The 24,399-nt window shown below is 67.0% G+C and carries 18 protein-coding genes; 10 read left to right on the forward strand and 8 right to left on the reverse strand.

Going from position 1 to position 24,399, the window contains the following annotated elements; translation table 11 throughout:
* Nucleotides 1-22 precede the first annotated feature (22 nt).
* The 6 genes from ACCQ10_RS13860 to creB all read right to left on the reverse strand — a co-directional run bounded on the left by ACCQ10_RS13860 (nucleotide 23) and on the right by creB (nucleotide 5,701).
* Entirely contained in the window at nucleotides 23-919 is an 897-nt protein-coding gene (locus tag ACCQ10_RS13860) for a carbon-nitrogen hydrolase family protein (protein ID WP_372361009.1), read from the reverse strand.
* 66 nt (nucleotides 920-985) lie between these two features.
* A complete protein-coding gene (locus tag ACCQ10_RS13865; RefSeq protein WP_372361010.1) occupies nucleotides 986-1,588 on the reverse strand; it encodes a GNAT family N-acetyltransferase in 603 nt (200 codons plus the stop codon).
* Between the two features lie 49 nt (nucleotides 1,589-1,637).
* A complete protein-coding gene (locus tag ACCQ10_RS13870) occupies nucleotides 1,638-2,051 on the reverse strand; it encodes a hypothetical protein (RefSeq protein ID WP_372361011.1) in 414 nt (137 codons plus the stop codon).
* Nucleotides 2,052-2,058: 7 nt separating this feature from the next.
* Nucleotides 2,059-3,378, reverse strand: coding sequence for a cell envelope integrity protein CreD (gene creD / locus ACCQ10_RS13875; RefSeq protein ID WP_372361012.1), 1,320 nt, complete (start codon nucleotides 3,376-3,378; stop codon nucleotides 2,059-2,061).
* A gap of 122 nt (nucleotides 3,379-3,500) precedes the next feature.
* A complete protein-coding gene (gene creC / locus ACCQ10_RS13880) occupies nucleotides 3,501-4,949 on the reverse strand; it encodes a two-component system sensor histidine kinase CreC (RefSeq protein ID WP_372361013.1) in 1,449 nt (482 codons plus the stop codon).
* Nucleotides 4,950-4,996: 47 nt separating this feature from the next.
* Nucleotides 4,997-5,701: a two-component system response regulator CreB gene (gene creB, locus ACCQ10_RS13885; protein ID WP_372361014.1), complete on the reverse strand. Its 705-nt coding sequence runs from the start codon at nucleotides 5,699-5,701 to the stop codon at nucleotides 4,997-4,999.
* Nucleotides 5,702-5,909: 208 nt separating this feature from the next.
* Here creB and ACCQ10_RS13890 point away from each other — a divergent pair, with 208 nt between their 5' ends.
* Nucleotides 5,910-6,818, forward strand: a complete 909-nt coding sequence (locus ACCQ10_RS13890) for a 23S rRNA (adenine(2030)-N(6))-methyltransferase RlmJ (protein WP_372361015.1) — start codon at nucleotides 5,910-5,912, stop codon at nucleotides 6,816-6,818.
* 380 nt (nucleotides 6,819-7,198) lie between these two features.
* Nucleotides 7,199-7,741, forward strand: a complete 543-nt coding sequence (locus ACCQ10_RS13895) for a GNAT family N-acetyltransferase (RefSeq protein ID WP_047697449.1) — start codon at nucleotides 7,199-7,201, stop codon at nucleotides 7,739-7,741.
* Nucleotides 7,742-8,721: 980 nt separating this feature from the next.
* Here ACCQ10_RS13895 and ACCQ10_RS13900 read toward each other — a convergent pair.
* Nucleotides 8,722-9,645, reverse strand: coding sequence for an IS110 family RNA-guided transposase (locus ACCQ10_RS13900; protein WP_184386145.1), 924 nt, complete (start codon nucleotides 9,643-9,645; stop codon nucleotides 8,722-8,724).
* A gap of 564 nt (nucleotides 9,646-10,209) precedes the next feature.
* Between ACCQ10_RS13900 and mfd the strand changes: the two genes are divergently transcribed.
* The 8 genes from mfd to ACCQ10_RS13940 all read left to right on the forward strand — a co-directional run bounded on the left by mfd (nucleotide 10,210) and on the right by ACCQ10_RS13940 (nucleotide 22,508).
* Nucleotides 10,210-13,677, forward strand: coding sequence for a transcription-repair coupling factor (mfd, locus tag ACCQ10_RS13905; protein WP_372361016.1), 3,468 nt, complete (start codon nucleotides 10,210-10,212; stop codon nucleotides 13,675-13,677).
* A 490-nt stretch (nucleotides 13,678-14,167) separates the two neighbouring features.
* A complete protein-coding gene (locus ACCQ10_RS13910; protein WP_372361017.1) occupies nucleotides 14,168-14,497 on the forward strand; it encodes an STAS domain-containing protein in 330 nt (109 codons plus the stop codon).
* Between the two features lie 16 nt (nucleotides 14,498-14,513).
* Nucleotides 14,514-16,523 (forward strand): chemotaxis protein CheA, encoded by a 2,010-nt coding sequence (locus tag ACCQ10_RS13915; RefSeq protein WP_372361018.1) that lies wholly within the window; start codon nucleotides 14,514-14,516, stop codon nucleotides 16,521-16,523.
* Between the two features lie 64 nt (nucleotides 16,524-16,587).
* Nucleotides 16,588-18,741, forward strand: coding sequence for a methyl-accepting chemotaxis protein (locus ACCQ10_RS13920; protein WP_372361019.1), 2,154 nt, complete (start codon nucleotides 16,588-16,590; stop codon nucleotides 18,739-18,741).
* A gap of 10 nt (nucleotides 18,742-18,751) precedes the next feature.
* Nucleotides 18,752-19,264: a chemotaxis protein CheW gene (locus ACCQ10_RS13925; protein WP_372361020.1), complete on the forward strand. Its 513-nt coding sequence runs from the start codon at nucleotides 18,752-18,754 to the stop codon at nucleotides 19,262-19,264.
* A 25-nt stretch (nucleotides 19,265-19,289) separates the two neighbouring features.
* Nucleotides 19,290-20,573 (forward strand): EAL domain-containing response regulator, encoded by a 1,284-nt coding sequence (locus ACCQ10_RS13930; protein ID WP_372361021.1) that lies wholly within the window; start codon nucleotides 19,290-19,292, stop codon nucleotides 20,571-20,573.
* A 4-nt stretch (nucleotides 20,574-20,577) separates the two neighbouring features.
* Entirely contained in the window at nucleotides 20,578-21,384 is an 807-nt protein-coding gene (locus ACCQ10_RS13935; protein WP_166751880.1) for a CheR family methyltransferase, read from the forward strand.
* Nucleotides 21,381-22,508, forward strand: coding sequence for a protein-glutamate methylesterase/protein-glutamine glutaminase (locus tag ACCQ10_RS13940; RefSeq protein ID WP_372361022.1), 1,128 nt, complete (start codon nucleotides 21,381-21,383; stop codon nucleotides 22,506-22,508). Before ACCQ10_RS13935 ends, ACCQ10_RS13940 begins: the two co-directional genes overlap by 4 nt.
* Nucleotides 22,509-22,624: 116 nt before the next feature.
* Here the strand turns inward: ACCQ10_RS13940 and ACCQ10_RS13945 are convergent, their stop codons facing one another.
* A complete protein-coding gene (locus ACCQ10_RS13945) occupies nucleotides 22,625-24,187 on the reverse strand; it encodes a phospholipase D family protein (RefSeq protein ID WP_372361023.1) in 1,563 nt (520 codons plus the stop codon).
* Nucleotides 24,188-24,399: the final 212 nt, after the last annotated feature.

Raw genomic sequence — 24,399 nt, forward strand, 5'->3', positions numbered from 1 at the left:
CGCGGCCGCGATCACCGCACGCTCACTCCCACGGCGCCAGCCGGGCACGCGCCAGGCCGGCCGCCCACTGGCCGGGCCAATCGCGGTCGTTGGCCACCTGCGCCTGCGCGCGGCTGGCCTCCAAGGCAGCGACATCCAGCGCCGCGTACGCCCAGACCGCCTCGCCCCGGGTCTGCGCCACTACGCCGTCTTCCGGAAAGCCCACATCCATCGGCGCAAACACTGCCGCTTCGCCGGTGTTGACGTCCAGCGCCGGGCTCCACGGCGCCTCGCCCGCGGTCACCGATTGCGCAACGAACATGCGGTTTTCCAGTGCGCGTGCCAGACAGCCGACCCGCACACGGGTGGCGCCGGCGGCGGTGTCTGTGCAACTGGGCACGACCAGCAGGCGTGCGCCGGCCTCGTACTGGGCCCGCACCGGCAACGGGAATTCGCTGTCGTAGCAGATCGCAATCGCCGCGCGCACGCCGTCCAGGTCGAACACCTTGAGCGCATCGCCCGGCTCGATCAGCCCGGTGGCCTTTTCGAACCCGGTGAGCTGCAGCTTGTCCTGCCAACCGTGAGCACCGGCAGGCGTGAACCAGTCGCTGCGGTTACGGTAACGGCCCTGGCCCAGATCCAGCAGAAAACTTCCCGCGATCAGGTGCAGCCGATGTTGCCGCGCCAGGCCGGCAAACAGCTCCAGCCAGCGCCCCCGCAGCGCCTGGAGCGCAGCCAGCGATTCGGGCAGGCCGGCAGACACCTGCGTCCCGAACGTGGCGGCCAGCTCCAGCGACAGATATTCCGGCAGCACGGCCACGTGTGCACCGGCCGCGGCGGCCTCGCCGACCAGCGCCGCCATGCGCGCAGCGAAGGCGTCGAAGTCCTTCGGCCGGCCGATCGGATACTTGGCAACGGCAATGGTGAGTGGCGCATTCATGGGCAAGAGTCCTGTCACGACAGTGGAAAGCAACGAGCACGCAACGGCGCGATCGCGTGCGCGCGCTCAAGGGTCCAGCGCGCGCGTCCAGACACGCAAGCTGTGGTCGACCGGGCCGCGTTGCAACTCCGCCCATTCCAGCCGCACCTGCATCCCCGCCCGCGGTGCGTAACCGCGCTTGCGCCAGAACGCATCGTTGGGGCGATAGTCCGCAGGTTTGCGCGGATCGTCCGATGCCCGCTCTACCGAGCAGAAGGCCGTGAGCGCAAACCGGCCCAGCGCGCGGGCATGCGCCTCGCGCTGGTCGAAGAAGGCGTGGCCGAGCCCCTGCCCGCGATACGCCGGCAGCAGCACCGATTCGCCGAAATAGAACACGCCGGCCGGCTCGATGCCGGCGGCGCGGAACGGCGCATGGAACGCATCGCTGTCGTCGAGCAGCGGCAGGCCGGTGGATGCACCGACCACCGCATCGCCGTCGCGCGCCAGCACGAACACGCTCTGCGGCGAGGCGGCATAGGCCGCCAGGTACTCGCGCTCGTAGCCGGTGTCGCCCTCGTACAGGTATGGCCATGCGGCGAACACTGCGATACGCAACTGCGCCAGCGCGTCCAGATACGGCAACACCGCAGCGCCACGCACGGTTTCAACGGTGAGCGAGGTCCTGGTCATGGCGCCATGGTAAGCGAGCCTGGCCGGGGCGATGCCGTGCCGCCGCGCCTCAGCGCAGCCAGCCGCCATGCGCGCGGGCCGTGCTGGCGGGCTGCTGCCACAGCAACCACACCGCCGCTTCGTCCTGGGCCACCAGCACGCCGAGCAAGGCGTCGCTGCTGCGCGCCCAGTAACTGCCGTTGCTCAGGCGTTGCCAGGGCCCATAGCCACGAACCGGCGTGCCGGTTGGCCTCGCCTGCCGCTGCCGCTGCAGGAACGCAGAGCCGTGCGTGCGCAACGCCTGCACGGTACGCGCATCCAGGCGCAACCCGATCACCCCACGGCGGCCCTCGCACGCCAACGGCAGTGCCGACAGCGGCGAACAGTCCCACCAAGGTGGCGCTGCGGGAAGCAGCGCCACCGTGTCGATCCCGGCGGGCAGCAGACGCTGCGCCCGCCGCATCACCTGAGCATGTGCGCGCATGCCGACCTCAGCGCAGGCTGTTGCCAAGCTCGTACCAATCGAGCTTGCGGGTCACCCACATGATGCTGGCCAGGATGCCGAACAGCAGCAACGAGCCCATCAGCAGCGCGTTGTCTTCGGAGATCAGCAGGCTGTACAGCACGCCATACAAGGCAGTGAGCATCAGCGAAAAGCCCGCCGCGCGCGTCCAGCTGCGCAAGACGCCGGACAGATAGAAACACTGCAGCCCGATGCACGCCGCCGCCGACACCAGATATGCCTGCCAGAACGCGATGTGCTCGGAAAGGCTCAGCAGCAGCAGGAAAAAGATCGCCAGCGCCAGGCCGACCAGCAGGTATTGCAGCGGGTGGATCGGCAAGCGCTTGATCAGCTCGAACAGCACGAACGCCACGAAGGTCAGCACCACAAACAGAATGCCGTACTTGCTGGCGCGATCGGCCTGGGTATACACGTCCACCGGGTCGACCAGGCGCACTTCCAGCGTATCCAGCGACGACTGGCTGGATTGCAGCTGCGTCTGCGCGCCGGTGGCCAGGGACGACAACGACCAGCTGGCATCGAAGCCGCGATCGCTGATGGTGGGCGCATTCGGCAGGAAGCGCCCGCCGAAGGACGGGTGCTGCCAGCTGGAGCGCAACGCAATCTCGTTGTTGTCGGCGATCGGTGCGATGGCCAGCCGGCGGGTACCGTCCAGCACGAACTGCATGTCCACCACATTGCCTTCCTGCAGCCGCCCGGCGAGCGGGTCGGCCAGGGGGCTCAGCTCGGCATGCACACCGGTCGATCGATCCGCCAGCGCGCCGGCACCGCTTTCCAGCGTCGCCGCACGGCCGTCCACCTGCAGACGCGGCGTGCCCACCAGCCCGCGCACATCGGAAATGCCCACCGCCAGATGCGGCTGGCCATACACGCGGGTCGGTGCGGCGGCATAGTCAAAGGGGGCGTATTCCGCGTGCAGGGTCGCCTTCCACGAATACACCTGCACGCGATACAGGCCCACCTCGCGCACCGAAGGCACCATCTCGCCGCTGAGCTTCAGGCTGCGCGGCGTCTGCAACAGCGCGCCCTCGCGCTTGCGCCACACCTTGCGCTGGTTGCCCTGCTCGTCCGGCTCGGTCACCTGCACGTCTTCGGTATAGGGCAGCACGCGTACCGGCGCAATGAATTGCTGCTCGCCCGCCTTGCTCTGCGCCACCCGCTCCACCGCCTGGTCGCGGTAGCGCGCGCGGTCCTGCACCGCGCCACGGATCAGCAACAACGGAATCAACAGCAGCAGGATCAGTCCGCCGATGGTGGCGAACCGCAACAACAGTTTCAGGGATTTCATCGACCGTCCTCAGTCTGGGAGGTGGTCAGGCTGCGCCGCATCGATGGTGGGGGTTTGAGGCGAAGTTGAAGCGAATGTGAAGTGGGTGGTCGACCGGCAACAGGTCGTCCTGCCGCAATGCCTCAGGAGATTGGCAGACGCAGCGTTGCCACCGCACCACCACCGTCGCGATTGCGCAAGCTCACCTCGCCGCCATGCAGGCGGGCCACCTCGCGCACGAACGGCAGGCCCAGCCCGGAGCTGCGTTGTCCGGTCTGCGGGCGCGCCAGTGAATAGAACCGCTCGAAGACGCGTTCGATCGCGTAGTCCGGCACGCCACTGCCGCGGTCTTCGACCAGCAGGTGCAACTGGCCGTCCTGCGCCTGGGTATGCAGCCGCACGGTGCCGCCCTCCGGCGAGAAGGCGATGGCGTTTTCCAGCAGATTGACCAACGCCTGACGCAACAGGTAGGCGTCGCCCTGCACGGCCTGCGTACTGGCCGTTGCGCACGCCGCATCGCACTCCACCCGCACACCGGCGCTGGCGGCACGCTGCCGTGCGGCGTCCAGCGCCGCCTGCAGCAGGGTTGGCACGGCAATTGGCTCGCGCGTCTGCAGCCAGCCGTGCTGCTCCACTTCGGCCAACGCCAGCAGCTTGTCGATGGTTTCGGTCAGCCGCTGCTCCTGCGCGCGGATGCTGGCCACGAAGTGCTGGCGATCGGGCTCGGGCAACGGCTCGGTCAACAACTCCGATGCCCCGCGGATCGCCGCCAGCGGGCTCTTCATCTCATGCGTCAGCGACTGCACGTACTGCTCGACGTAAGCCTTGCCCTCCAGCTTGCGGCGCATGGTTTCCAGCGCCTGGCCCAGATCGCCGATCTCATCGCCGCGCGGCTTGGGCGGCGGCACCGGAATGCCGGCGCTCACCGCCTGCGCATAGCGGTTGAGCCGGCCGATGCCGCGCATCAGCCACCAGGTCATCGCGATGCCGATCAACGCGGAAATGCCGATCAACCAGGCACCCCGCTGCAGGATGTTGCGCTGGCTGGCTTCGATGAACGGGTCGATGCTGCGATTGGGCTGGGCCAATGTGAGCACGCCGATCAACGTGCCCGGCTGGCCGGGCGCGTAAATCGGCGCGGCCACATGCATGACCGTCGCACCGGGGTCGCCGTCGCTTTCCGGACTGGAACGCGCGCCGTATTCGCCGCGCAAGGTGCGGTAGACATCGTTCCAGCGCGAATTGTCGCGGCCTACGTCGCGGCCTTGCGAATCGAACACCACCACCCCGCGCGCGTCGGTCACGGTGACGCGGTAATCCACGTTGTTCTTGCGGAAACGCCACACCCAGGCCTTTGGGTCACGCTGCTGCGCCTGCGCCAGGTTGCGCGCAAAGCGGCCGTCGGCGATGTGGCCGGCCGCCAGGTCGCCGCTGGCCATCTCCGCCAGCACATTGGCCGCATCCACCAGGGTCGCTTCCATCGCCTGGCGCACGCCTGGCTTGACCTCGTTGACGAAGACCCGCATCACGAAGAACGCGGCCAGCCCGACGATCAGAAAGAAGCCCAGAAACAGCTTGAGGCCGAGCCGCATTTCAGTGCGCCACGCCGGTCAACGCCTGCGCGGGCCCACCCATCGCCTTACAGCTCCAGCGCATAGCCCAGACCACGGTGCGTGCGGATCGGGTCGGCCGGCACGCCGGCCAGGCGCAGCTTGCCGCGCAAGGTCTTGATGTGGGTGTCGACGGTGCGGTCGGCGCTATCGGCGCTGGCGTCCCAGCCACGGTCCATCAACTGCGCACGGCTCAGGATCGCACCGGGGCGCTGCAGCAACGCCGCCAGCAAGGCGTATTCGTAACGGGTCAGCGGCAACAAGGCATCGCCGTAGCGGATGCGGCTGCCTTCGCGGTCGATCGCGAAGGCCCCATGCGGCTGCCAGCCCGGCTCGGACACCGTTGCCACGCTGCGGCGACGCAGGCGTGCGCGCACCCGCGCCACCAACTCGCGCGGGGAGAACGGCTTGGCCATGTAGTCGTCGGCGCCCAGCTCCAGCCCGAGCACGCGGTCGATCTCGTCGTTGCGCGCGGTCAGGAAGATCACCGGCACCTCGCTGAAGCTGCGCAAGCTGCGGCACACCTCGAAGCCGTTGATGTCCGGCAGGCCCACGTCCAGCACCACCACATCGGCCGGCTGGGCGCGCAGCCGCGCCAGCGCCTCGCGGCCCAGCAGGCAATGCTCGGGCGCATAGCCTTCGCTGCGCAGCGCGTACAGCACGGTATCGGCGATGGCGGCTTCGTCTTCGACGACGAGCACGCGGGCAGGAGAGTCGGACATGCCGCGCAGCATAGCCGCATGCCGGCGCGGCCTGTAGCGCCATCGCGGCACCGCAGGCGCTCCGCACAGGCGATGGTTGCAGGCACGGCGCGCAATGCGGCGCCCCTCGACAACACCAAGCGCCGACGCGGCGGGTATGCACCCGGCGCACACGGCGCCCATGCGCAGCATCCAGACCCGCAGGCCAGCGCAAACCAGCGCGCCCGCTTACACTGCCGCGATGAACTATCGCCACGCCTTCCATGCCGGCAACCATGCCGACGTGCTCAAGCACATCGCCCTGCTTGCCCTGATCGACACCCTCAAGCGCAAGGACACCCCGTTCTTCGTGCTCGACACCCACGCCGGGCGCGGGCGCTATCAACTCGGTGGCGAGGAAAGCCGCAAGACCAACGAAGCCGACGCCGGGGTGATGCGGCTGATGGCCGAGGCCACCTTGCCCGAGGTGGTCGAGCGCTACCTGCGCGCGGTGCAGGCCGACAACCAGGCCGTCGCCCGCCCGGCCACGCCCGGCCACAAGCCCACCCGCCCCACCGCAGGCATCCAGCTCAATTACTACCCCGGCTCGCCGCTGCTGGCCGCGCAGGCGCTGCGCGCGCAGGACCGCATGGCGTTCTGCGAACTGCAACCGGACGAAGCCGAGGCGCTCAAGGGCCTGTTCGCCAAGGACAACCGCGTGCGTGTGCATGCCGGCGACGGCTATGCAGCCATCCGTGCGTTTCTGCCGCCACGCGCCGGCGAGACCAAGATCGGCCGCGGGCTGGTGCTGATCGACCCGCCGTACGAATCGCAAGACGCCGAATACCAGCAGATCATCCACAGCGTGCGCGAGGCGCTGGCACGCTGGCCGCAGGCGATCTGCATGGTGTGGTACCCGATCAAGCTGCGCCGCAGCCTGCAGCCGTTCATGCGCAAGGCCGCCACGCTGCCGGCCAAGTCGGTGCTGGTGGCAGAGCTGCAGGTGCGCCCGGACGACTCGCCGCTGCGCCTGACCGGCAGCGGGCTGTTGATCGTCAACGCACCCTGGCAATTCGACAAGGTGCTGACGCCGGCGCTGCCGGTGCTGAAGAAGCACCTGGGCGAGCTGGGTGCCTCCACCCGGCTGGAATGGCTGCGCCAGGACGCGTGATGCGGTGCCTTCCACCTGCCCGCCTGTCGGGAGCTGCAGCCGAATAAGGCGCTGCAGCGCGACGGTCGCACTGCGGTGGCGCATCCGCGCGTGCTCCCGGGCGCTGCAGATGTGTGCCACTGGCAGGGCACGCCCTCCGCGCCGCGTGGTGGCTGCGCGTGTGCGTCACAAGCGCAATCGCCTGCGCACGCACTGGCTCGGCACATCCGGCAGCCGCCGCAGCCGGGCGCCAAGCTCACGACCGGCTCACGGCTCGGCTCGTTACAGTCCAGTGGGAAGCACTGCCACCCCTCTGTTGGCCCCCGACGACGCACCGGATTCATTCACGGTAGCGCGCCGGGCTGGTGCCAGAATCTTCCGATCTTCAAGGAACACCGGTCATGGCCATTCGCAATCGCATGCCTCCCTGGCATGAAAACTTCAGCCTGCCCAATGGCCGCACCCTTCTGCTCCGCCCGATCCGTCCCGAGGACGGTCCGCCGCTGCAAGGGGCTTTCAGCCTGTTGGGCCCGGAGGAAATCCGCGCGCGTTTCGTGCGCTCCTCCGCCGAAATCACCCCGGAGATGGTGCAACGCCTGACCCATCCCAACCCCAAGAGCGAGATCGTGCTGGTCGCCGCCGAACAGCTGCCGCCCGGCGAGGCGCTGGTGGGTGCGGTCGCCCGCGCCGCGTTGGTGCCGGGCACCCGCCAGGCCGAATACACCATCCTGGTCAGCAGCTTCGTTGCCGGCCAGGGCCTGGGCCGGCAATTGATGCGCAAGCTGGTGAAGTGGGCGCGCCGCAAGTACCTGGATTGCCTGTTCGGCGATGTGCTGCAAAGCAACGTGCCGATGCTGCAGCTGGCCGAATCGCTGGGCTTCAAGCCGCAGGCGCACCCTGATTCGCCGGAGCTGGTGCGGATGGTGCTGGAGCTGGATGCCTGAGGGGCTGGGATTCGGGATTCGTCGGAGCGGCTCGGCTGTTGGTTTGCTGCAGGGCCCTTGCCCGCCCACCATCGCAGGACACGCCGTGAATCCGTCCCTGGAGGCTCTGGCGCGGCATCCATGCCGCGCAAGGTCCCGCGACGGTGAGCGGGCAAGGACCAGTCACGATGGTCGGTGCGCATGGCGCAAGCAGTAAATTGCGCGTCCTTAAATGGATCACTTGCCAGCACATTCGATGTCCTGTCGCAGCGCTTTCGAATGTCACAAGCCGGCGATCCGCAGCCATTGCCCAACTCTCTGCAGTAAATCGCTTTCAGTAGGCCACCAGCCAACTGTCTGGTGCGGTGCCCTCGCCGATTGCGGGACCGTTGGCGGCATGGATGCCGCCACCGAGCCCCCATGGACGGGTTGACGGCGTGTCCCGCGAGCGGTGAGGGCACCGCGCACTCGACGTCTTTGCGTTTGCTGCAGGGCCCTTGCCCGCCCACCATCGCAGGACACGCCGTGAATCCGTCCCTGAAGGCTCTGGCGCGGCATCCATGCCGCTCAAGGTCCCGCGACGGTGGGCGGGCAAGGACCAGTCGAGTTGGTCGGTGCGCAGAGTCTTCAAAAAGCGATTTGCTAACTGGCGACGCGGTGTCTTTGCTCTTCAACAAACCACTAGCCAACTGTCTGGTGCGGTGTCCTCGCCGATTGCGGGACCGTTGGCGGCATGGATGCCGCCACCGAGCCCCCATGGACGGGTTGACGGCGTGTCCCGCGAGCGGTGAGGGCACCGCGCACTCGACGACTTTGCGTTTGCTGCAGGGCCCTTGCCCGCCCACCATCGCGGGACACGCCGTGAATCCGTCCATGGAGCAACTGTGTTGATCAGGATCTCGATCCGCGAGCTCTGATCGGTTTCCTTCAGACGTGTTCATCCATAGGTGGCGGCCGCTGGCCGGCACGCTTTTGCGTCTGCTCATGGCCATCGAGCATGCTCAGGCTGGCTGCGTGGCGGCTCTTTCATCGCGCACGCGCGCATTGAGGATGACCAGCATCTTGCGCATCACCGCCACGATCGCGACCTTGCCTTCCTTGCCGCGTGTCCGTAACGCTCTATAAAAATCACGCAGGCGGGGCTCGTGACGCGCCGAGGACATCGCCGCCATGTACAGCGCTTGCCGGATATCGGCACGGCCTCCGCCGATCCCTCGTTTCCCACGCATCTTGCCGCTGTCGCGCGATAGCGGGGCAACCCCCACCAATCGGGAGATCTGCTTTCCGTTGAGCGTCCCAAGCTCCGGCAACCGGCACGCCAACACGGCCAGCAATACCGGACCGACCCCTTTGAGCGTCTTCAACGCCGCCAGGTGCGGTTGCTCGATGAGCAGCGTCTTTAGCTGCCCGGCGATCAGTTCATCCAGCCGCGCCACACTGCGCACGAGCTGGTTCACGTTGGCCTGCAGCAGCTTGCGTAGCGGTTTGTCCGCCACCTGCAACAGCTGTTGTTTGGCCGTCTTCAGCAGATCGATGAGCTGGCGGCGGGCGCGGACATGCTCGCCCAGATGACGCTGCCACGGCGGCAGTGGAACATAGGGATGAAGCTCCATCTTCTCGGCCATACACGCCAGCATGCCCGCGTCCAGCCGATCGGTTTTTGCCAGTCCCAAGCCGTTGGCCAAGTGACGCGCCCGAGACGCATTGGCGCGTGCCACCGGGATTCCCGCCTGATGCAGCGCGTCCAGCGCGGCCAGCTCGTAGCCACCGGTCGCCTCCAGCACCACCTGCCTAACTGGCAGTGTCCTCAGCCAATGGACGAGCTTGCAGTGCCCGCTTGCCGTGTTGCTGAACTGGCGGGCCTCACCTTGAAAGACAGCCGCATCCAGGGACTTCTTGCACACATCGATCCCGATTCCGCTCATGGGAGATCTCCGCTAGGCTGGAAATGTCGAGAGCTCCCTCGCCTGCCCAGTCTTATCGTTTCGAGTGTCACCTCGGGCAACTGTTCGGGCGAAACAAGGGAGATTCCGGCGTGGGTGCCAAGCTCCAAGGCGATCGCTTAGATCCAGGCTCATACGGCAGCCCACGCCGGCTCTCGACACCTACGCTGCCACATTCCGAACAGATAAGGCTCTGGCGCGGCATCCATGCCGCTCAAGGTCCCGCGACGGTGGGCGGGCAAGGACCAGTCGAGATGGTCGGTTTGCAGAGTTTTCAACAGAACAGCTGCCAGCGACACTCTGGTGTGTTTTCGTTCTTCAACAGAGCCACCAGCCAACTGTCTGGTGCGGTGCCCTCGCCGATTGCGGGACCGTTGGCGGCATGGATGCCGCCATCGAGCCCCCATGGACGGGTTAACGGCGTGTCCCGCGAGCGGTGAGGGCACCGCGCCCTCGACGCTGCGGGGCCTTGCTGCACACACCGCCCCCCCCCTTTCACGCCAGATGGACCGGCCGCGGCGGGGGCTCTGATAAAATTGTGGGCTGATGCCGTCGCCTATCTTCCCCTCTCCGCCGCTGCCCAAGTCCGGCCAGCTCCGCGCCTACTGGCGCGCACCCTCGTCTGCGACGGCGCTGGCCTGGTCGATCGCGCGTGCCGCCGAAGCACATGCCGGCCCGTTGCTGGTGATCGCCCGCGACAACCAGAGCGCGCACCAGATCGAAGCCGATCTGCTCGCCCTACTGGGCGAAGACTCCGCGCTGCCGGTGGTGCCGTTTCCCGATTGGGAAACCCTGCCGTACGACCAGTTCAGCCCGCACCCGGAAATCATCAGCCAGCGCCTGGCGGCCTTGCATCGCCTGCCCGGCCTGACCAAGGGTGTGGTGATCGTGCCGGTGCAGACCCTGATGCAGCAGCTGGCGCCGCTGAGCTACATCGTTGGCGGCAGCTTCGATCTCACCGTGGGCCAGCGCCTGGACCTGGATGCGGAAAAACGCCGCCTGGAAAGCGCCGGCTACCGCAACGTGCCGCAGGTGATGGACCCGGGCGATTTTGCGGTGCGCGGCGGCTTGCTCGACGTGTTCCCGATGGGCGCAGACACACCGTTGCGCGTTGAATTGCTGGATGAGGATATCGATTCCATCCGCGCCTTCGACCCGGAATCGCAGCGCTCGCTGGACAAGGTGGACGCGGTCAAGATGCTTCCCGGCCGCGAAGTGCCGATGGATGATGCCAGCATCGAGCGCGTGCTGGCCTGCCTGCGCGAACGCTTCGATGTGGATACCCGGCGCAGTGCGTTGTACCAGGACCTCAAGTCCGGCATCGCGCCCTCGGGCATCGAGTACTACCTGCCGATGTTCTTCGCCAAGACCGCCACCTTGTTCGAGTACCTGGACAAGCGCGCCCTGCCGTTGATCGCCAGCGGTGTCTCCAATGCGGCCGATGCGTTCTGGACCCAGGCACAAAACCGCTACGAACAGCGTCGCCACGATGTGGAACGCCCGCTGCTGCCGCCGGACGAGTTGTACCAATCCCCGGATGCGCTGCGCGAGCGGCTCAACAAGCTGGCGCGCATCGAAGTGTGGGCCAGCGATCATGCGCGCATCGATGAGGCCGCCCCGCTCGGCGACCAGCCGCTGCCGCCCTTGCCGGTGGCCGCGAAGGACGCGCCGGCCGGCCAGGCGCTGGCGACGTTCCTGAGCCATTACCCCGGCCGGGTGCTGGTGGCCGCCGACTCGGCCGGCCGCCGCGAAGCCTTGATGGAAGTGCTGGCCGCCGCGCAGTTGAAGCCCGAGGTGGTGGCCGATGTGCCTGCATTCCTGGCTGCGACCACGCTGCGTTTCGGCATCACCGTGGCCGCACTGGACGACGGATTTGCGCTGGATGCCCCGCAGATTGCGGTGCTCACCGAGCGCCAGCTGTTTCCCGAGCGGGCCAACCAGCCGCGTCGCTCGCGGCGGGTGGGACGCGAGCCGGAAGCGATCATCCGCGACCTGGGCGAACTGTCCGAAGGCGCGCCGATCGTGCACGAGGATCACGGCGTGGGCCGTTACCGCGGCCTGATCGTGCTCGATGCCGGCGGCATGCCCGGCGAGTTCCTGGAAATCGAATACGCCAAGGGCGACCGGCTGTATGTGCCGGTGGCGCAGCTGCACCTGATCAGCCGCTATTCCGGCGCCTCGGCCGAGACCGCGCCGCTGCATTCGCTGGGCGGCGAGCAATGGACCAAGGCCAAGCGCAAGGCGGCCGAGAAGGTGCGCGACGTGGCCGCCGAATTGCTGGAAATCCAGGCGCGCCGCCGCGCGCGTGCGGGTCTGGCCTTGCAGGTGGACCGCGCGATGTACGAGCCGTTCGCGGCCGGCTTTCCGTTCGAGGAAACCGGCGACCAGTTGGCCGCCATCGATGCCACGCTACGCGACCTGGCCAGCAGCCAGCCGATGGACCGCGTGGTCTGCGGCGATGTCGGCTTCGGCAAGACCGAGGTCGCGGTGCGCGCCGCGTTTGCGGCCGCCAGCGCCGGCAAGCAGGTGGCCGTGCTGGTGCCCACCACGCTGCTGGCAGAACAGCATTACCGCAATTTCCGCGACCGTTTCGCCGATTATCCGATGAAGGTGGAAGTGCTCTCGCGCTTCAAGAGCACCAAGGAAATCAAGGCCGAACTGGAGAAGGTGGCCAGCGGCGAGATCGACGTCATCATCGGCACGCATCGGCTATTGCAGCCGGACGTGAAGTTCAAGGATCTCGGCCTGGTCGTGGTCGACGAGGAACAGCGCTTCGGCGTGCGGCAAAAAGAAGCGCTCAAGGCGATGCGCGCCAACGTGCATCTGCTCACGCTGACCGCAACACCCATCCCGCGCACGCTCAACATGGCCATGGCCGGGCTGCGCGATCTGTCCATCATCGCCACCCCGCCGCCGAACCGGCTGGCGGTGCAGACCTTCATCACGGCCTGGGACAACGCGCTGCTGCGCGAAGCCTTCCAGCGCGAACTCAGCCGTGGTGGGCAGCTGTACTTCCTGCACAACGATGTGGAAAGCATCGTGCGCATGCAGCGCGACCTGTCCGAACTGGTGCCCGAAGCGCGCATCGGCATCGCACACGGGCAGATGCCCGAGCGCGAGCTGGAACGGGTGATGCTGGATTTCCAGAAGCAACGCTTCAACGTGCTGCTGTCGACCACGATCATCGAGTCGGGGATCGACATCCCCAATGCCAATACCATCATCATCAACCGCGCCGATCGGTTTGGCCTGGCCCAGTTGCATCAGCTGCGTGGCCGCGTCGGCCGCTCGCACCACCGTGCCTATGCGTACCTGGTGGTGCCCGATCGGCGCTCGATGACCTCCGATGCAGAAAAGCGCCTGGAGGCGATTGCATCCATGGACGAGCTTGGCGCCGGCTTCACCCTGGCCACGCACGATCTGGAAATCCGCGGTGCCGGCGAGTTGCTGGGCGAAGACCAGAGCGGGCAGATGGCCGAGGTCGGCTTCAGCCTGTACACCGAGCTGCTGGAACGCGCCGTGCGCAGCATCCGCCAGGGCAAGTTGCCCGATCTGGATGCCGGCGAGGAAGTGCGTGGCGCGGAGGTCGAGCTGCATGTGGCGGCGTTGATTCCGGAGGATTACCTGCCGGACGTGCACACGCGGCTGACCCTGTACAAGCGTATTTCCAGCGCACGCGATCCTGACGCGCTGCGCGAGCTGCAGGTGGAAATGATCGACCGTTTCGGCCTGCTGCCGGACCCGGTCAAGCACCTGTTCGCCATTGCCGAGCTCAAGCTGCAGGCCAATGCCTTGGGCGTGCGCAAGCTGGATCTGGGCGAGAACGGCGGACGCCTGGTGTTCGAGGCCAAGCCGTCGATCGACCCGATGACCATCATCCAGATGATCCAGAAGCAGCCCAAGATCTACACCATGGACGGCCCGGACAAGCTGCGCATCAAACTGCCGATGCCCGAAGGCGCCGACCGCTTCAATGCGGCACGCGGCCTGCTGGCGGCACTGGCACCGGGCTGAAGCGCGGCACAGCCTGGCGATCATGCGGCCCTGGACAGGGCCGCCAACGCGATAGTCCCTGCGAGCAGGTGAGCGATCACCTGCTCGTTGCGTCTGTACGCCACGCCCTGCCCGTTCGATCCGGCCGGAGTCGGCAGCGCCACGGCCGCAGCCCGGCATCGCCGAACAGCACATCGCACATGCCCCGCGCATGCAGGGCAACACCTGCACCGTCAGCCAGCATTTGATCCAGCGTCTCGCCTGTCCCAGGACAGCCCGGGACAGTGCCTTCCTGAGCCTGCTTGCGACGAAGCTGAGCTGTTAATGCCCGTGCAGTGACGTATTTCGCAAAACCGTCATTGCGCTGAATTTGGCCTAAATATTCCTGTCAGGCGCCGATACCAGCATGGACCGGCATGACCCCGTGTGCAAAACAGCGCCACGCCACCCCATGCCATTGCGATCCATCCCGCGTCAGCGCACTCCCCGTGCGGCATCGCCCGAGGCACTCATGAACAGCCCGCTTTCCGATCTCCCCGCGCCGTTGACGCTTGCCCTGGAAGGCGAGATGACCATCCGTCGCGCCGCCGAACTCAAGCCGCTGCTACAGCCGGCACTGGCGCATCCGGGTGGATTGCATCTGGACCTGGGCGCGGTCAGCGAGATCGATACCACCGGCCTGCAGTTGCTGCTGGCCATCAAGCAGGCCATCCAGGCCGACGGGCGGCCGTTTTCGCTGACCGATTCCAGCCGCGCGGTGGTGGATGTGGTCGAACTGCTCGGCCTGCTCGAAGCGCTGTACCCGCACGCGGTTGCAGGCCTCGGCGAACGCATTCACTAACGGACTGGTGACGCACATGGACATGAACCAGCTGATGCAGACCTTCCTGGCCGAAAGCCGGGACCTGCTCGAAGACATGGAACGCCACCTGCTCGAAGCCGAGCGTGGCGAATCGTCGCCGGATGCGGTCAATGCGATCTTCCGCGCCGCGCACACCATCAAGGGTTCGGGTGGCCTGTTCGACCTGCCGCAGCTGGTGGGCTTCACCCATGTGGTGGAAAGCGTGCTGGACCTGGTGCGCGACGAGACGCTGACCTTGAGCTCGGAGCTGATCGGCCTGCTGCTGGTGTGCTGTGACCACATCCACGCGCTGGTGGAAACCGCGGCCGACCCCGGCCATGCCGATCCGGCCGCCCTCGCCGCCGAAGCCGAACCCCTGCTGGCGCAATTGCAGACCTATTTGCATGCCAGCGCCTGTGGCGTCACCACCGCTGCCATCCAGCACAGCACGCCGGAAAAGCAGAGCGGGTACTGGCGCATCACGCTCACCCTGTTTGCCGACGCGCTGCGCTTCGGCAACTCGCCGCTCAAGCTGATCCGCAATCTGCGCAGCCTGGGTTCGGTGGAAGCGATCAGCACCGATCACAGCAAGCTGCCGAGCTTTGAAGAGCTCGATCCGGAAGCCAACTACCTGGGTTTCCAGATCCTGCTGCGCAGCGATGCCGACCGCGCCGCGATCGAAGAAGTGTTCGAATTCGTTCGCGACGATTGCGATCTGGACATCGTCGCGGTGCCGGCGCCCGCCGATGCGGCAGCCCTGCTCGCGGCCGAGCCGCTGGCCGTTGCCACGCCGAGCAACGCGCTGGCCGCCGTGCCGTCCGCTGCCGCAGCGCCTGCGCGGGCTGCGCCCGATGCTGGTGCGCGCAACGCCGACGCACGCTCCATCCGCGTGGATGCCGACAAGCTCGATCGCATGATCGACCTGGTGGGCGAACTCATCATCGCCGTGGCCAGCACCAATGCCAATGCGCAACGCAGCGGCGATGCGCAATTGCTGGAATCGGCCTCGATCCTGGCCGGCCTGGTGGAAGACGTACGCGAAAGCGCGCTGCAGCTGCGCATGGTCAAGATCGGCGGCACCTTCAGCCGCTTCCAGCGCGTGGTGCATGACGTGGCGCGCGAACTGGGCAAGGACATCGCACTGGTCGTTGCCGGCGAAGACACCGAACTGGACAAGTCGGTGGTGGAAAAGATCGGCGACCCGCTCACCCATCTGGTGCGCAACGCGATGGACCACGGCATCGAGCCGGCGGACGTGCGCGTGGCGCGCGGCAAGCCCGCACGCGGCACCGTCGGGCTCAATGCGTACCACGACTCCGGCAGCATCGTCATCCAGATCACCGACGACGGCGGCGGCTTGAACCGCGACCGCATCCTGGCCAAGGCGCTCGAACGCGGGCTGGCCGAAGCCGGCCGCCAGCTCAGTGACCGCGAGGTATTCGCGATGATCTTCGAGCCGGGCTTTTCCACTGCCGAAAAGGTCACCAACCTGTCCGGCCGCGGTGTCGGCATGGACGTGGTCAAGCGCAACATCACCGCATTGCGTGGCACGGTCGATATCGACAGCGCGGCCGGCGTGGGCACCACCATTTCGGTGCGCCTGCCGCTGACCCTGGCCATCATCAACGGCTTCCAGGTGGGCGTGGGCAAATCCGTGTTCGTGGTGCCGCTGGATGTGGTGGAGGAATGCGTGGAATTCACGCCCGACTACGCCAGCGACTACATCGACCTGCGCGGCAGCGTGCTGCCGTATGTGCGCCTGCGTGAACTGTTCGCGCTTGGCGGCAAGACCCCCGCGCGCGAAAGCATCGTGGTGATCCGCCAGGGCGCACAGCGCTTCGGCCTGGTGGTGGATACCTTGCTCGGCGAATGGCAGACCGTCATCAAGCCGTTGTCCAAGGTCTTCGCCCAGGTCAGGGGCATCAGTGGCTCCAGCATCCTGGGCAGCGGCGATGTCGCGCTGATCCTGGATGTGCCCAGCCTGCTTCAGCAGTTGCATCCCAACCAGGATGCCTTGGCGGCCTGAGCGTTCGCAGTCCCGCTCCCGCCATCCGCATCGTTCGTCGTTACCTGACCCCAGGACACTCGCCATGTCACACCGTCTTCCGATCGCCACCCAACTCTGGTTCACCGCCGCGCTTGCGGTGGCCCTGCCCGTCCTCGTGATCGTCGCCGGCTTTGCGCTGACGCTCTCGCATGCGGCCCTGCTCGGCGCCAGCATCGTGGCCGCACTGATCAGCGGCGCCTTGCTGGTGTGGGCAATCCGCCTGGCCAGCGACTCGCTGGAGCTAGCCACCACCACGCTGGACGCGTTCTCGCGCGGCAACTTCGATGTCGCCCTGCCGCAGACACGCGACGAGCAGGCCGGCGACGTGCTGCGCGGGCTGCGCAAGGTGCAGAGCGGCATCCGTCACGTCAACGAAGAGATCAACCGCGTCTGGCGCGAACACGATGCCGGGCAGATCGAGGCGCGCATCGACGTGGCGCGCTTCGACGGCGATTTCCGCACCCTGGGCGATGGCATCAACCGCATGGTGGCCAGCCATATCGCCGTGAACAAGCAGGCCATGGCGTGCGTGGCCGAGTTCGGCCGCGGTAACTTCGCCGCCGAGCTGGAGCGCCTGCCGGGCCAGAAGTCCTTCATCAACGACGTCGTGGACCAGATCCGCGGCAACCTCACCGGCATGGTCGCCGAGGTCAACCACATGTCCGCCGAGCACGATGCCGGCGACATCGACGTGGTCATCGACACGCAGCGCTTCACCGGCGATTTCCGCCGCATGGCGGAGGGCATCAACGCCATGGTCGCCGGCCACATCGCGGTCAAGAAACAGGCCATTGCCTGCGTCGGCGAATTCGGTCGCGGCAACTTCACCGCGCAGCTGCCGCTGCTGCCGGGCAAGAAGCGCTTCATCAATGACACCATCGAACAGGTACGCGGCAACCTCACCGGGCTGATCGGCGAGATCAACCACATGTCGGCCGAACACGAGGCCGGCGATATCGACGTGGTCATCGACAGCGCACGTTTCGACGGCGACTTCCGCAGCATGGCGCTGGGCATCAACCAGATGGTGGGCGCGCATATCGCGGTGAAGAAGCTGGCGATGGGTGTAGTGGCCGAATTCGGCCGCGGCAACTTCGATGCCCCGCTGGCGCAGCTGCCCGGCAAGAAGGCCTTCATCAACGACACCGTGGAACGTGCGCGCGGCAACCTGCGCAGTATCTCCGAAGTGATCCAGGTGATGGGCGCGATGGCCGAAGGCGACCTCACCCACACCGTGGAAGGCCGCTACGAAGGCGCGTTCGCCGACATGCAGCGCTACGTCAACACCACCATGACCCGCCTGACCGAGATCGTGGACGAGGTCAATCGCAACGCCGAGAACCTGGCCAGTGCGTCGGAAGAGGTCAGCGCCACCGCGCAGGCGCTTGCGCAGGCCGCCAGCGAACAGGCCGCCGGCGTGGAAGAAACCAGCGCCTCGCTGGAGCAGATGACCGCCTCCATCGCGCAGAACACCGAAAACGCCCGCGTCACCGACAGCATGGCCGCCAAGGCCGCCAGCGAAGCGGCCGACGGTGGCGACACCGTGCGCGCCACCGTGATGGCGATGAAGGACATCGCCAGGAAGATCAGCATCATCGACGACATCGCGTACCAGACCAACCTGCTGGCGCTCAACGCCGCCATCGAAGCGGCGCGTGCCGGCGAACACGGCAAGGGCTTTGCCGTGGTGGCCGCCGAAGTGCGCAAGCTGGCCGAGCGTAGCCAGATTGCCGCGCAGGAGATCGGCGAAGTGGCCGGCTCCAGCGTGGAACTGGCCGAAAGCGCCGGCCGCGTGCTGGGCGAGATGGTGCCTTCGATCCGCCGCACCTCCGACCTGGTGCAGGAAATCGCCGCCGCTTCCGAAGAGCAGACCGCCGGCGTCAGCCAGATCAACACCGCGGTCGGCCAGTTGAACCAGACCACCCAGTCGGCCGCGGCCAATGCCGAAGAATTGGCCGCCACGTCCGAAGAAATGAGCGCGCAGGCCGAACAGCTGCAGCAGTTGATGGGCTTCTTCCGGCTGGGCAACGGCGGACGTGGCGCCGTGCCGGCCAGCAAGAGCGGGCCGCGACGTGTGGTGCAGCCCGGCCACGCGCAGGTGGTCAGCGTACCGGCACGCCGCACCAACGTACGCCAGATCGGCATGGCGGCGGCCACTGCCGATGCCATCGACGAATCGCAGTTCGCCAGCTTCTGAGGAGCCGACGATGCACACGCACACTGCCAACAGCACCGCACCGTCGCCGACGGCCCCGCAGCAATACCTCACCTTTACCCTGGGTGGGGAGATGTTCGGCCTGGGGATTCTCGGCATCAAGGAGATCATCGAATACCGCGCGCCCACCGATGTGCCGATGATGCCGCCGGCATTACGTGGCGTGATCAACCTGCGCGGCGCGGTGGTGCCGGTGGTGGACCTGCAGCAGCGCTTCGGACGCAGCGCCAGCGCAATCACCAAGCGCAGTTGCATCGTGATCGTGGAGATCGCGCACGCCGACACGCAGCAGGTGCTCGGGCTGCTGGTGGATGCGGTGAGCGAAGTGCTGGAGATCGCCGCGGGCGATATCGTCGACACACCGAGTTTCGGCGCCGGCATCGCGCGCGACTTCATCCAGGCCATGGGCAAGATCGGCGAGCGCTTCGTGATCCTGCTCGATGCCGATGCCGTGCTGGGCCACGATGCGCTCGCCCAGCTTCCTGCCGCCGCGCTGGCGGCCTGACTTTCGCATGCACGCAAGGATTCCCATGCGCCCCGCCCTTCTCTCCTGCAACTGCACGCTGGCCGGCCCGGTACTGGTGGTCGACGACAGCGTGGTCCAGCGCGAACACGCCATGGCGTTATGCCGCCAGCTTGGCGCCACGCAGGTCGATGGCGCCGGCGACGGTCACGCGGCGCTGGACTGGCTGAGCCACGCCACGGCGCCGTCGCTGCTGCTGATCGATCTGGAAATGCCCGGCATGGACGGCGTGCAACTGCTCGACGCGCTGGCCCGCGGCCAGTACGGCGTGCCGGTCGTGGTGGTGTCGCAACGCGGCGGCGCGCTGATCGATGCGGTGATGCAGCTCAGCCGCAGTGCCGGCGTGCGCGTGCTGGGCGGGATCGAAAAACCGATGAACCTGCAGGACCTGGCCACCGTGCTGGATTGCGAGCCGGACAGCGGTACCACGGCGCCCGTCGCATCGGCGGCGGCGATCTCGCCGTTGATGTCCAGCGGCGGCGCGGCCGCCTCCCGCCTGGACCGCGCGATGCGGCGCGGCGAAATCCGCGTGGCCTACCAACCCAAGCTCGACCTGAAGGATGGCTGCCTGCGCGGTGTGGAAGCGCTGGCACGCTGGCGCCGGCCGCAGGGCGACATGATCGGCCCGGACCGCTTCATCCCGCTGGCCGAACGCGAAGGGCTGATCCATGCGCTGACCCAACAGGTCATCGACAAGGCCATCGCGCAGCTGGTGGACTGGCGTGCCGAAGGCTTCGAGCTGAGCCTGGCCTTGAACCTGTCGCCGCGCCTGCTGAGCGAAGAGGATTTTCTCGAACAGCTGTGCGGCAAGCTGAGCGACAACGGCCTGAGCCCGGCCGACCTGGTGCTGGAACTGACCGAAAGCGCCATCGTGGAGCCGGCCAATGCGCTGAGCATGCTGGCGCGTTTGCGCCTGCACGGCTTCGGTCTGTCCATCGACGACTACGGCACCGGGTTCTCCTCGCTGCAGCGCCTGGCCAGCATCCCGTTCACCGAACTCAAGCTGGACCGCAGCTTCGTGCAGGCCGCGCATCGCAGCCGCAGCCAGCGCACCGTGCTCGAATCCACGCTGGAGCTGGCGCATCGCCTGGAGCTGACCGCCGTGGCCGAAGGGGTGGAAACCCCGGACGACTGGCGGCTGCTGCGCGAGCTGGGCTGCGATCTGGCGCAGGGCTATCTGATGGGCTCGCCGATGCCCGGCCCGATGCTGTCGGACTGGTGGCGCGAGCACGCCGTGCGCATTGCGCGCCTGAGCGACAGCAGCGTGCCCAGCGATGCGGACGTGGCCTGAGCCGATGAGCACCGCAACCGCCATCACCGAACAGGAGTTCGGCCGCTTTCAGCGTTTCATCTTCGAAGCGGCCGGCATCAGCATTTCCTCCGGCAAGAAAGCCATGCTGTGCGGCCGCCTGGGCAAGCGCCTGCGCGAGCACCAGTTCAGCAGCTACACCCAGTATCTGCAGCTGCTGGAAAGCCGCCAGGACCGTGCGGAAATCCAGACCGCGATCGATCTGCTGACCACCAACGAAACCTATTTCTTCCGCGAGCCCAAGCACTTCGAGTTGCTGCGCAAGCTGGCCGCAGAGCATCGCGGCGGGCTGCCGTTCCGCTGCTGGAGCGCGGCCAGCTCCAGCGGCGAGGAGGCCTACAGCATGGCGATGGTGCTGGACGACACCCTGCAGGGGCGCCCGTTCGAGGTCGTGGGCACCGACATCAGCACGCGCGTCCTGGCCAAGGCGCGCACCGGGCATTACGCGCTGCAACGCATCGACGGCATCCCGCAGCCCTATCTCAAACGCTACTGCCTGCGTGGTCAGGGCGAGTACGCCGGCACCTTGCTGGTGGAGCGCCGCCTGCGCGACCGCGTGCAGTTCGTGCACGCCAACCTCAACGCTGCGCTGCCGCCGCTGGGCAGCTTCGATGCGATCTTCCTGCGCAATGTCATGATCTATTTCAACGGGCAGACCAAACGCGAGGTGATCCTGCGCGTGCTGGCCGCCCTCAAGCCGGGCGGGCATTTCTGCATCGGCCACTCGGAAAGCCTGAGCGAACTCGACATCGATCTGGTCCAGGTGGCACCCTCGATTTTCCGCAAGGCATGACCCAAGGATTCACCGTGTCGACAGCGCTCAACCGCCCCACCGCCAATCCCGCCACCATCAAGGCCATGGTGGTCGACGACTCGGCAGTGGTGCGCCAGGTGCTGGTGGGCGTGCTCAACGACGCGCAAGGCATCGAGGTGATCGCCACTGCCGCCGACCCGCTGCTGGCCATCGACAAGATGCGCCAGCATTGGCCGGATGTGATCGTGCTGGACGTGGAAATGCCACGCATGGACGGCATCACCTTCCTGCGCAAGATCATGAGCGAGCGGCCCACCCCGGTGGTGATCTGCTCCACGCTCACCGAAAAGGGCGCGCGCGTCACCATGGACGCGCTGGCCGCCGGCGCCGTGGCAGTGGTGACCAAGCCGCGCCTGGGGCTCAAGCAGTTCCTCACCGATTCGGCCGACGAACTGGTGGCCACCGTGCGTAGCGCCGCACGCGCCAACGTCAAGCGGCTGGCCGCACGCGTCACCGCCGCACCGCTGGAGCCGGAAGTCAAACACACCGCCGACGTGATCCTGCCGGCGCAGAGCGGGCGCGCCCTGGCGCAGACCACCGAGCGCATCGTCGCCATCGGCACCTCCACCGGCGGCACCCAGGCGCTGGAAGAAGTGCTGACCGCGTTGCCGCGCGTGTGCCCGGGCATCGTGATCGTGCAGCACATGCCGGAGAAGTTCACCGCCGCCTTCGCTGCGCGCCTCAACGGCCTGTGCCAGATCGCCGTGAAAGAGGCTGCCAACAACGACCGCGTGATGCCGGGCCGCGCCCTGATCGCGCCCGGTGGCAAACACCTGCTGCTGCGGCGCAGTGGCGCGCAATATTTCGTCGAAGTGATGGAAGGCCCACCAGTGAACCGGCACCGCCCGTCGGTGGATGTGCTGTTCCGCTCCGCTGCACGTGCGGCCGGCAGCAACGCGCTGGGCATCATCATGACCGGCATGGGCGATGACGGCGCCGCCGGACTGCTGGAAATGCGTCAGGCCGGCGCACGCACGGTGGCGCAGGACGAGCACACCAGCATCGTGTTCGGCATGCCCAAGGAAGCGATCAAGCGCGGAGGCGCGGACCGCATCCTGCCGCTGGGCGCGATGGCACGCGAGATCGTGACGCAGCTGCAATAGCCCAACGGACGTCCGCGTCACGCGCGAACGAATCCAACAAGGCCGCCACACTCCCTTCTCCCGCCCGCGGGAGAAGGTGCCCGAAGGGCGGATGAGGGCAACCGCCGACCAACCAGCTACAACTGCGACTCCAGCGGGAACCAGCCCATCACCGTTGCCGCGCCGCGCCGCCACGCGCTCGCGGCCGGCTCGCGTGACCACACCTCCGGCGGCGTTGCGGCGTCGTCGTGCCAGCGCAGCTCACCCTGGTCCAGCGTCACGCGGTAACTCACCGGCGCACTGACCTTATGGTTGTACAGCCGTTCGAGCTCTGCAGTGACCACCCGGTCGTCGAACAGCAGCCCCATTTCGGTATTGAGGTTCATCGAGCGCGGGTCCAGGTTGAACGAGCCGATGAAACCGCTGCTGTCGTCCACCACAAACGCCTTGGTGTGCAGGCTGGCGCCGCTGGAGCCGAACAGGCTGCCATCGGGTTTGCCCATCGGCTTGAGCTCGTGCAGGCGCACGCCCTGCTGCAGCAGTGGCACCCGATAGTCGGCGTAGCCACTGTGCACGGCGACTACATCGTTTGCCGCCAGCGAATTGGTCAGGATATTGACCCGGACATTGCGCCGACGCAGCTCGCCGATCCAGCGCATGCCCTCGTCGCCGGGCACGAAGTAGGGCGAGATCACTTTCAACTCGCGCTGCGCGCGCGCCATCTCGCCGATCAACACCGGCGTCATCCAGTCGGCCTGCGGCGGTGCGCCTTCGGCCTTCTCCGGCGGATCGGAGACGATGCGTGCATGGTCCAGCCAATGCACCGCACGATCGCCCTGCATCAGCGCATGCACGCTCGGCGAGCGGCGCAGCCGCTCCACGTACGGGTGCGCGCGCGCCGAGGCCATGCCGGCATCCAGGCTGCCACGCAACGCCTCCAGCGCCTGCGGCTTTGCCGTCACCAGGGCGGCCAGCGGCAAGGCATTGGGGCTGTTCCAGTACGCATCGAAGTTGCCTTCGGCCTGCTGCACCGTCGGCCCCATCAGCGCTGCATCCATGTCCATGAAGTTGGTATCGCGCGCGGCATCGAAATATTCGTCGCCCACGTTGCGCCCACCCACCACCGCGATGCGGCCATCGGCAATCCAGGCCTTGTTGTGCATGCGCCGGTTGATGCTGAACATGCGCAGCACCATCTCCACGCCGCGCATCAGGGTGCCTTCGCGCGCACGGGTGGGGTTGAACAGGCGGATCTCGATCATCGGATGGCTGTCGAGCGCGGCCAGCACCGAATCGCTGCCATGGATGTTCATGTCGTCCAGCAGCAGGCGCACGCGCACGCCGCGGTCGGCAGCACGCAGCAACTCGTTGTGCAGCAGATTGCCGGTGAAATCGGCATGCCAGATGTAGTACTGCAGATCCAGGCTGCGCCCGGCCGCACGCGCGGTGAGCGCACGCACTGCAAACGCATCGATATTGTCGGACAGGATCACCATGCCGGTCTGATCGGCATGCGCCCGCTGCAAGGGCGCCACCACCTGATCGATCGGCGTGCTGACGACAGTGGCCGGCAACGCATGGCTTACCGGGCCGCGCTGGCGGTCGGCGAAGCGGCCATACCCGTACAACGACAGCGCACTGCCCAGCACGAACACGGCGATGCCGATGCCCATCCACTTGAAGACGTTACGCTTGCTCACTGCCGGCCCTGACATTCACGACGCGCCAGTGTAGATGCTGCCCCTGCAGCGGCGCGTGCAGGGCCTGCTACGCAAGCGGGCTCGACAACCTTGGAAAATAAGGGTTTCTTGATCGCTCTTGCCGGCATCGCCTGCGCAAGCGGCGTGCATGCCAAACGGCAACGCACGCACCTCCGGGACGACGCGACCAGGCCCCACTCGACGCAACCCAG

Source organism: Xanthomonas sp. NCPPB 1325, from assembly GCF_041477645.2.
GTDB lineage: Bacteria > Pseudomonadota > Gammaproteobacteria > Xanthomonadales > Xanthomonadaceae > Xanthomonas > Xanthomonas cannabis.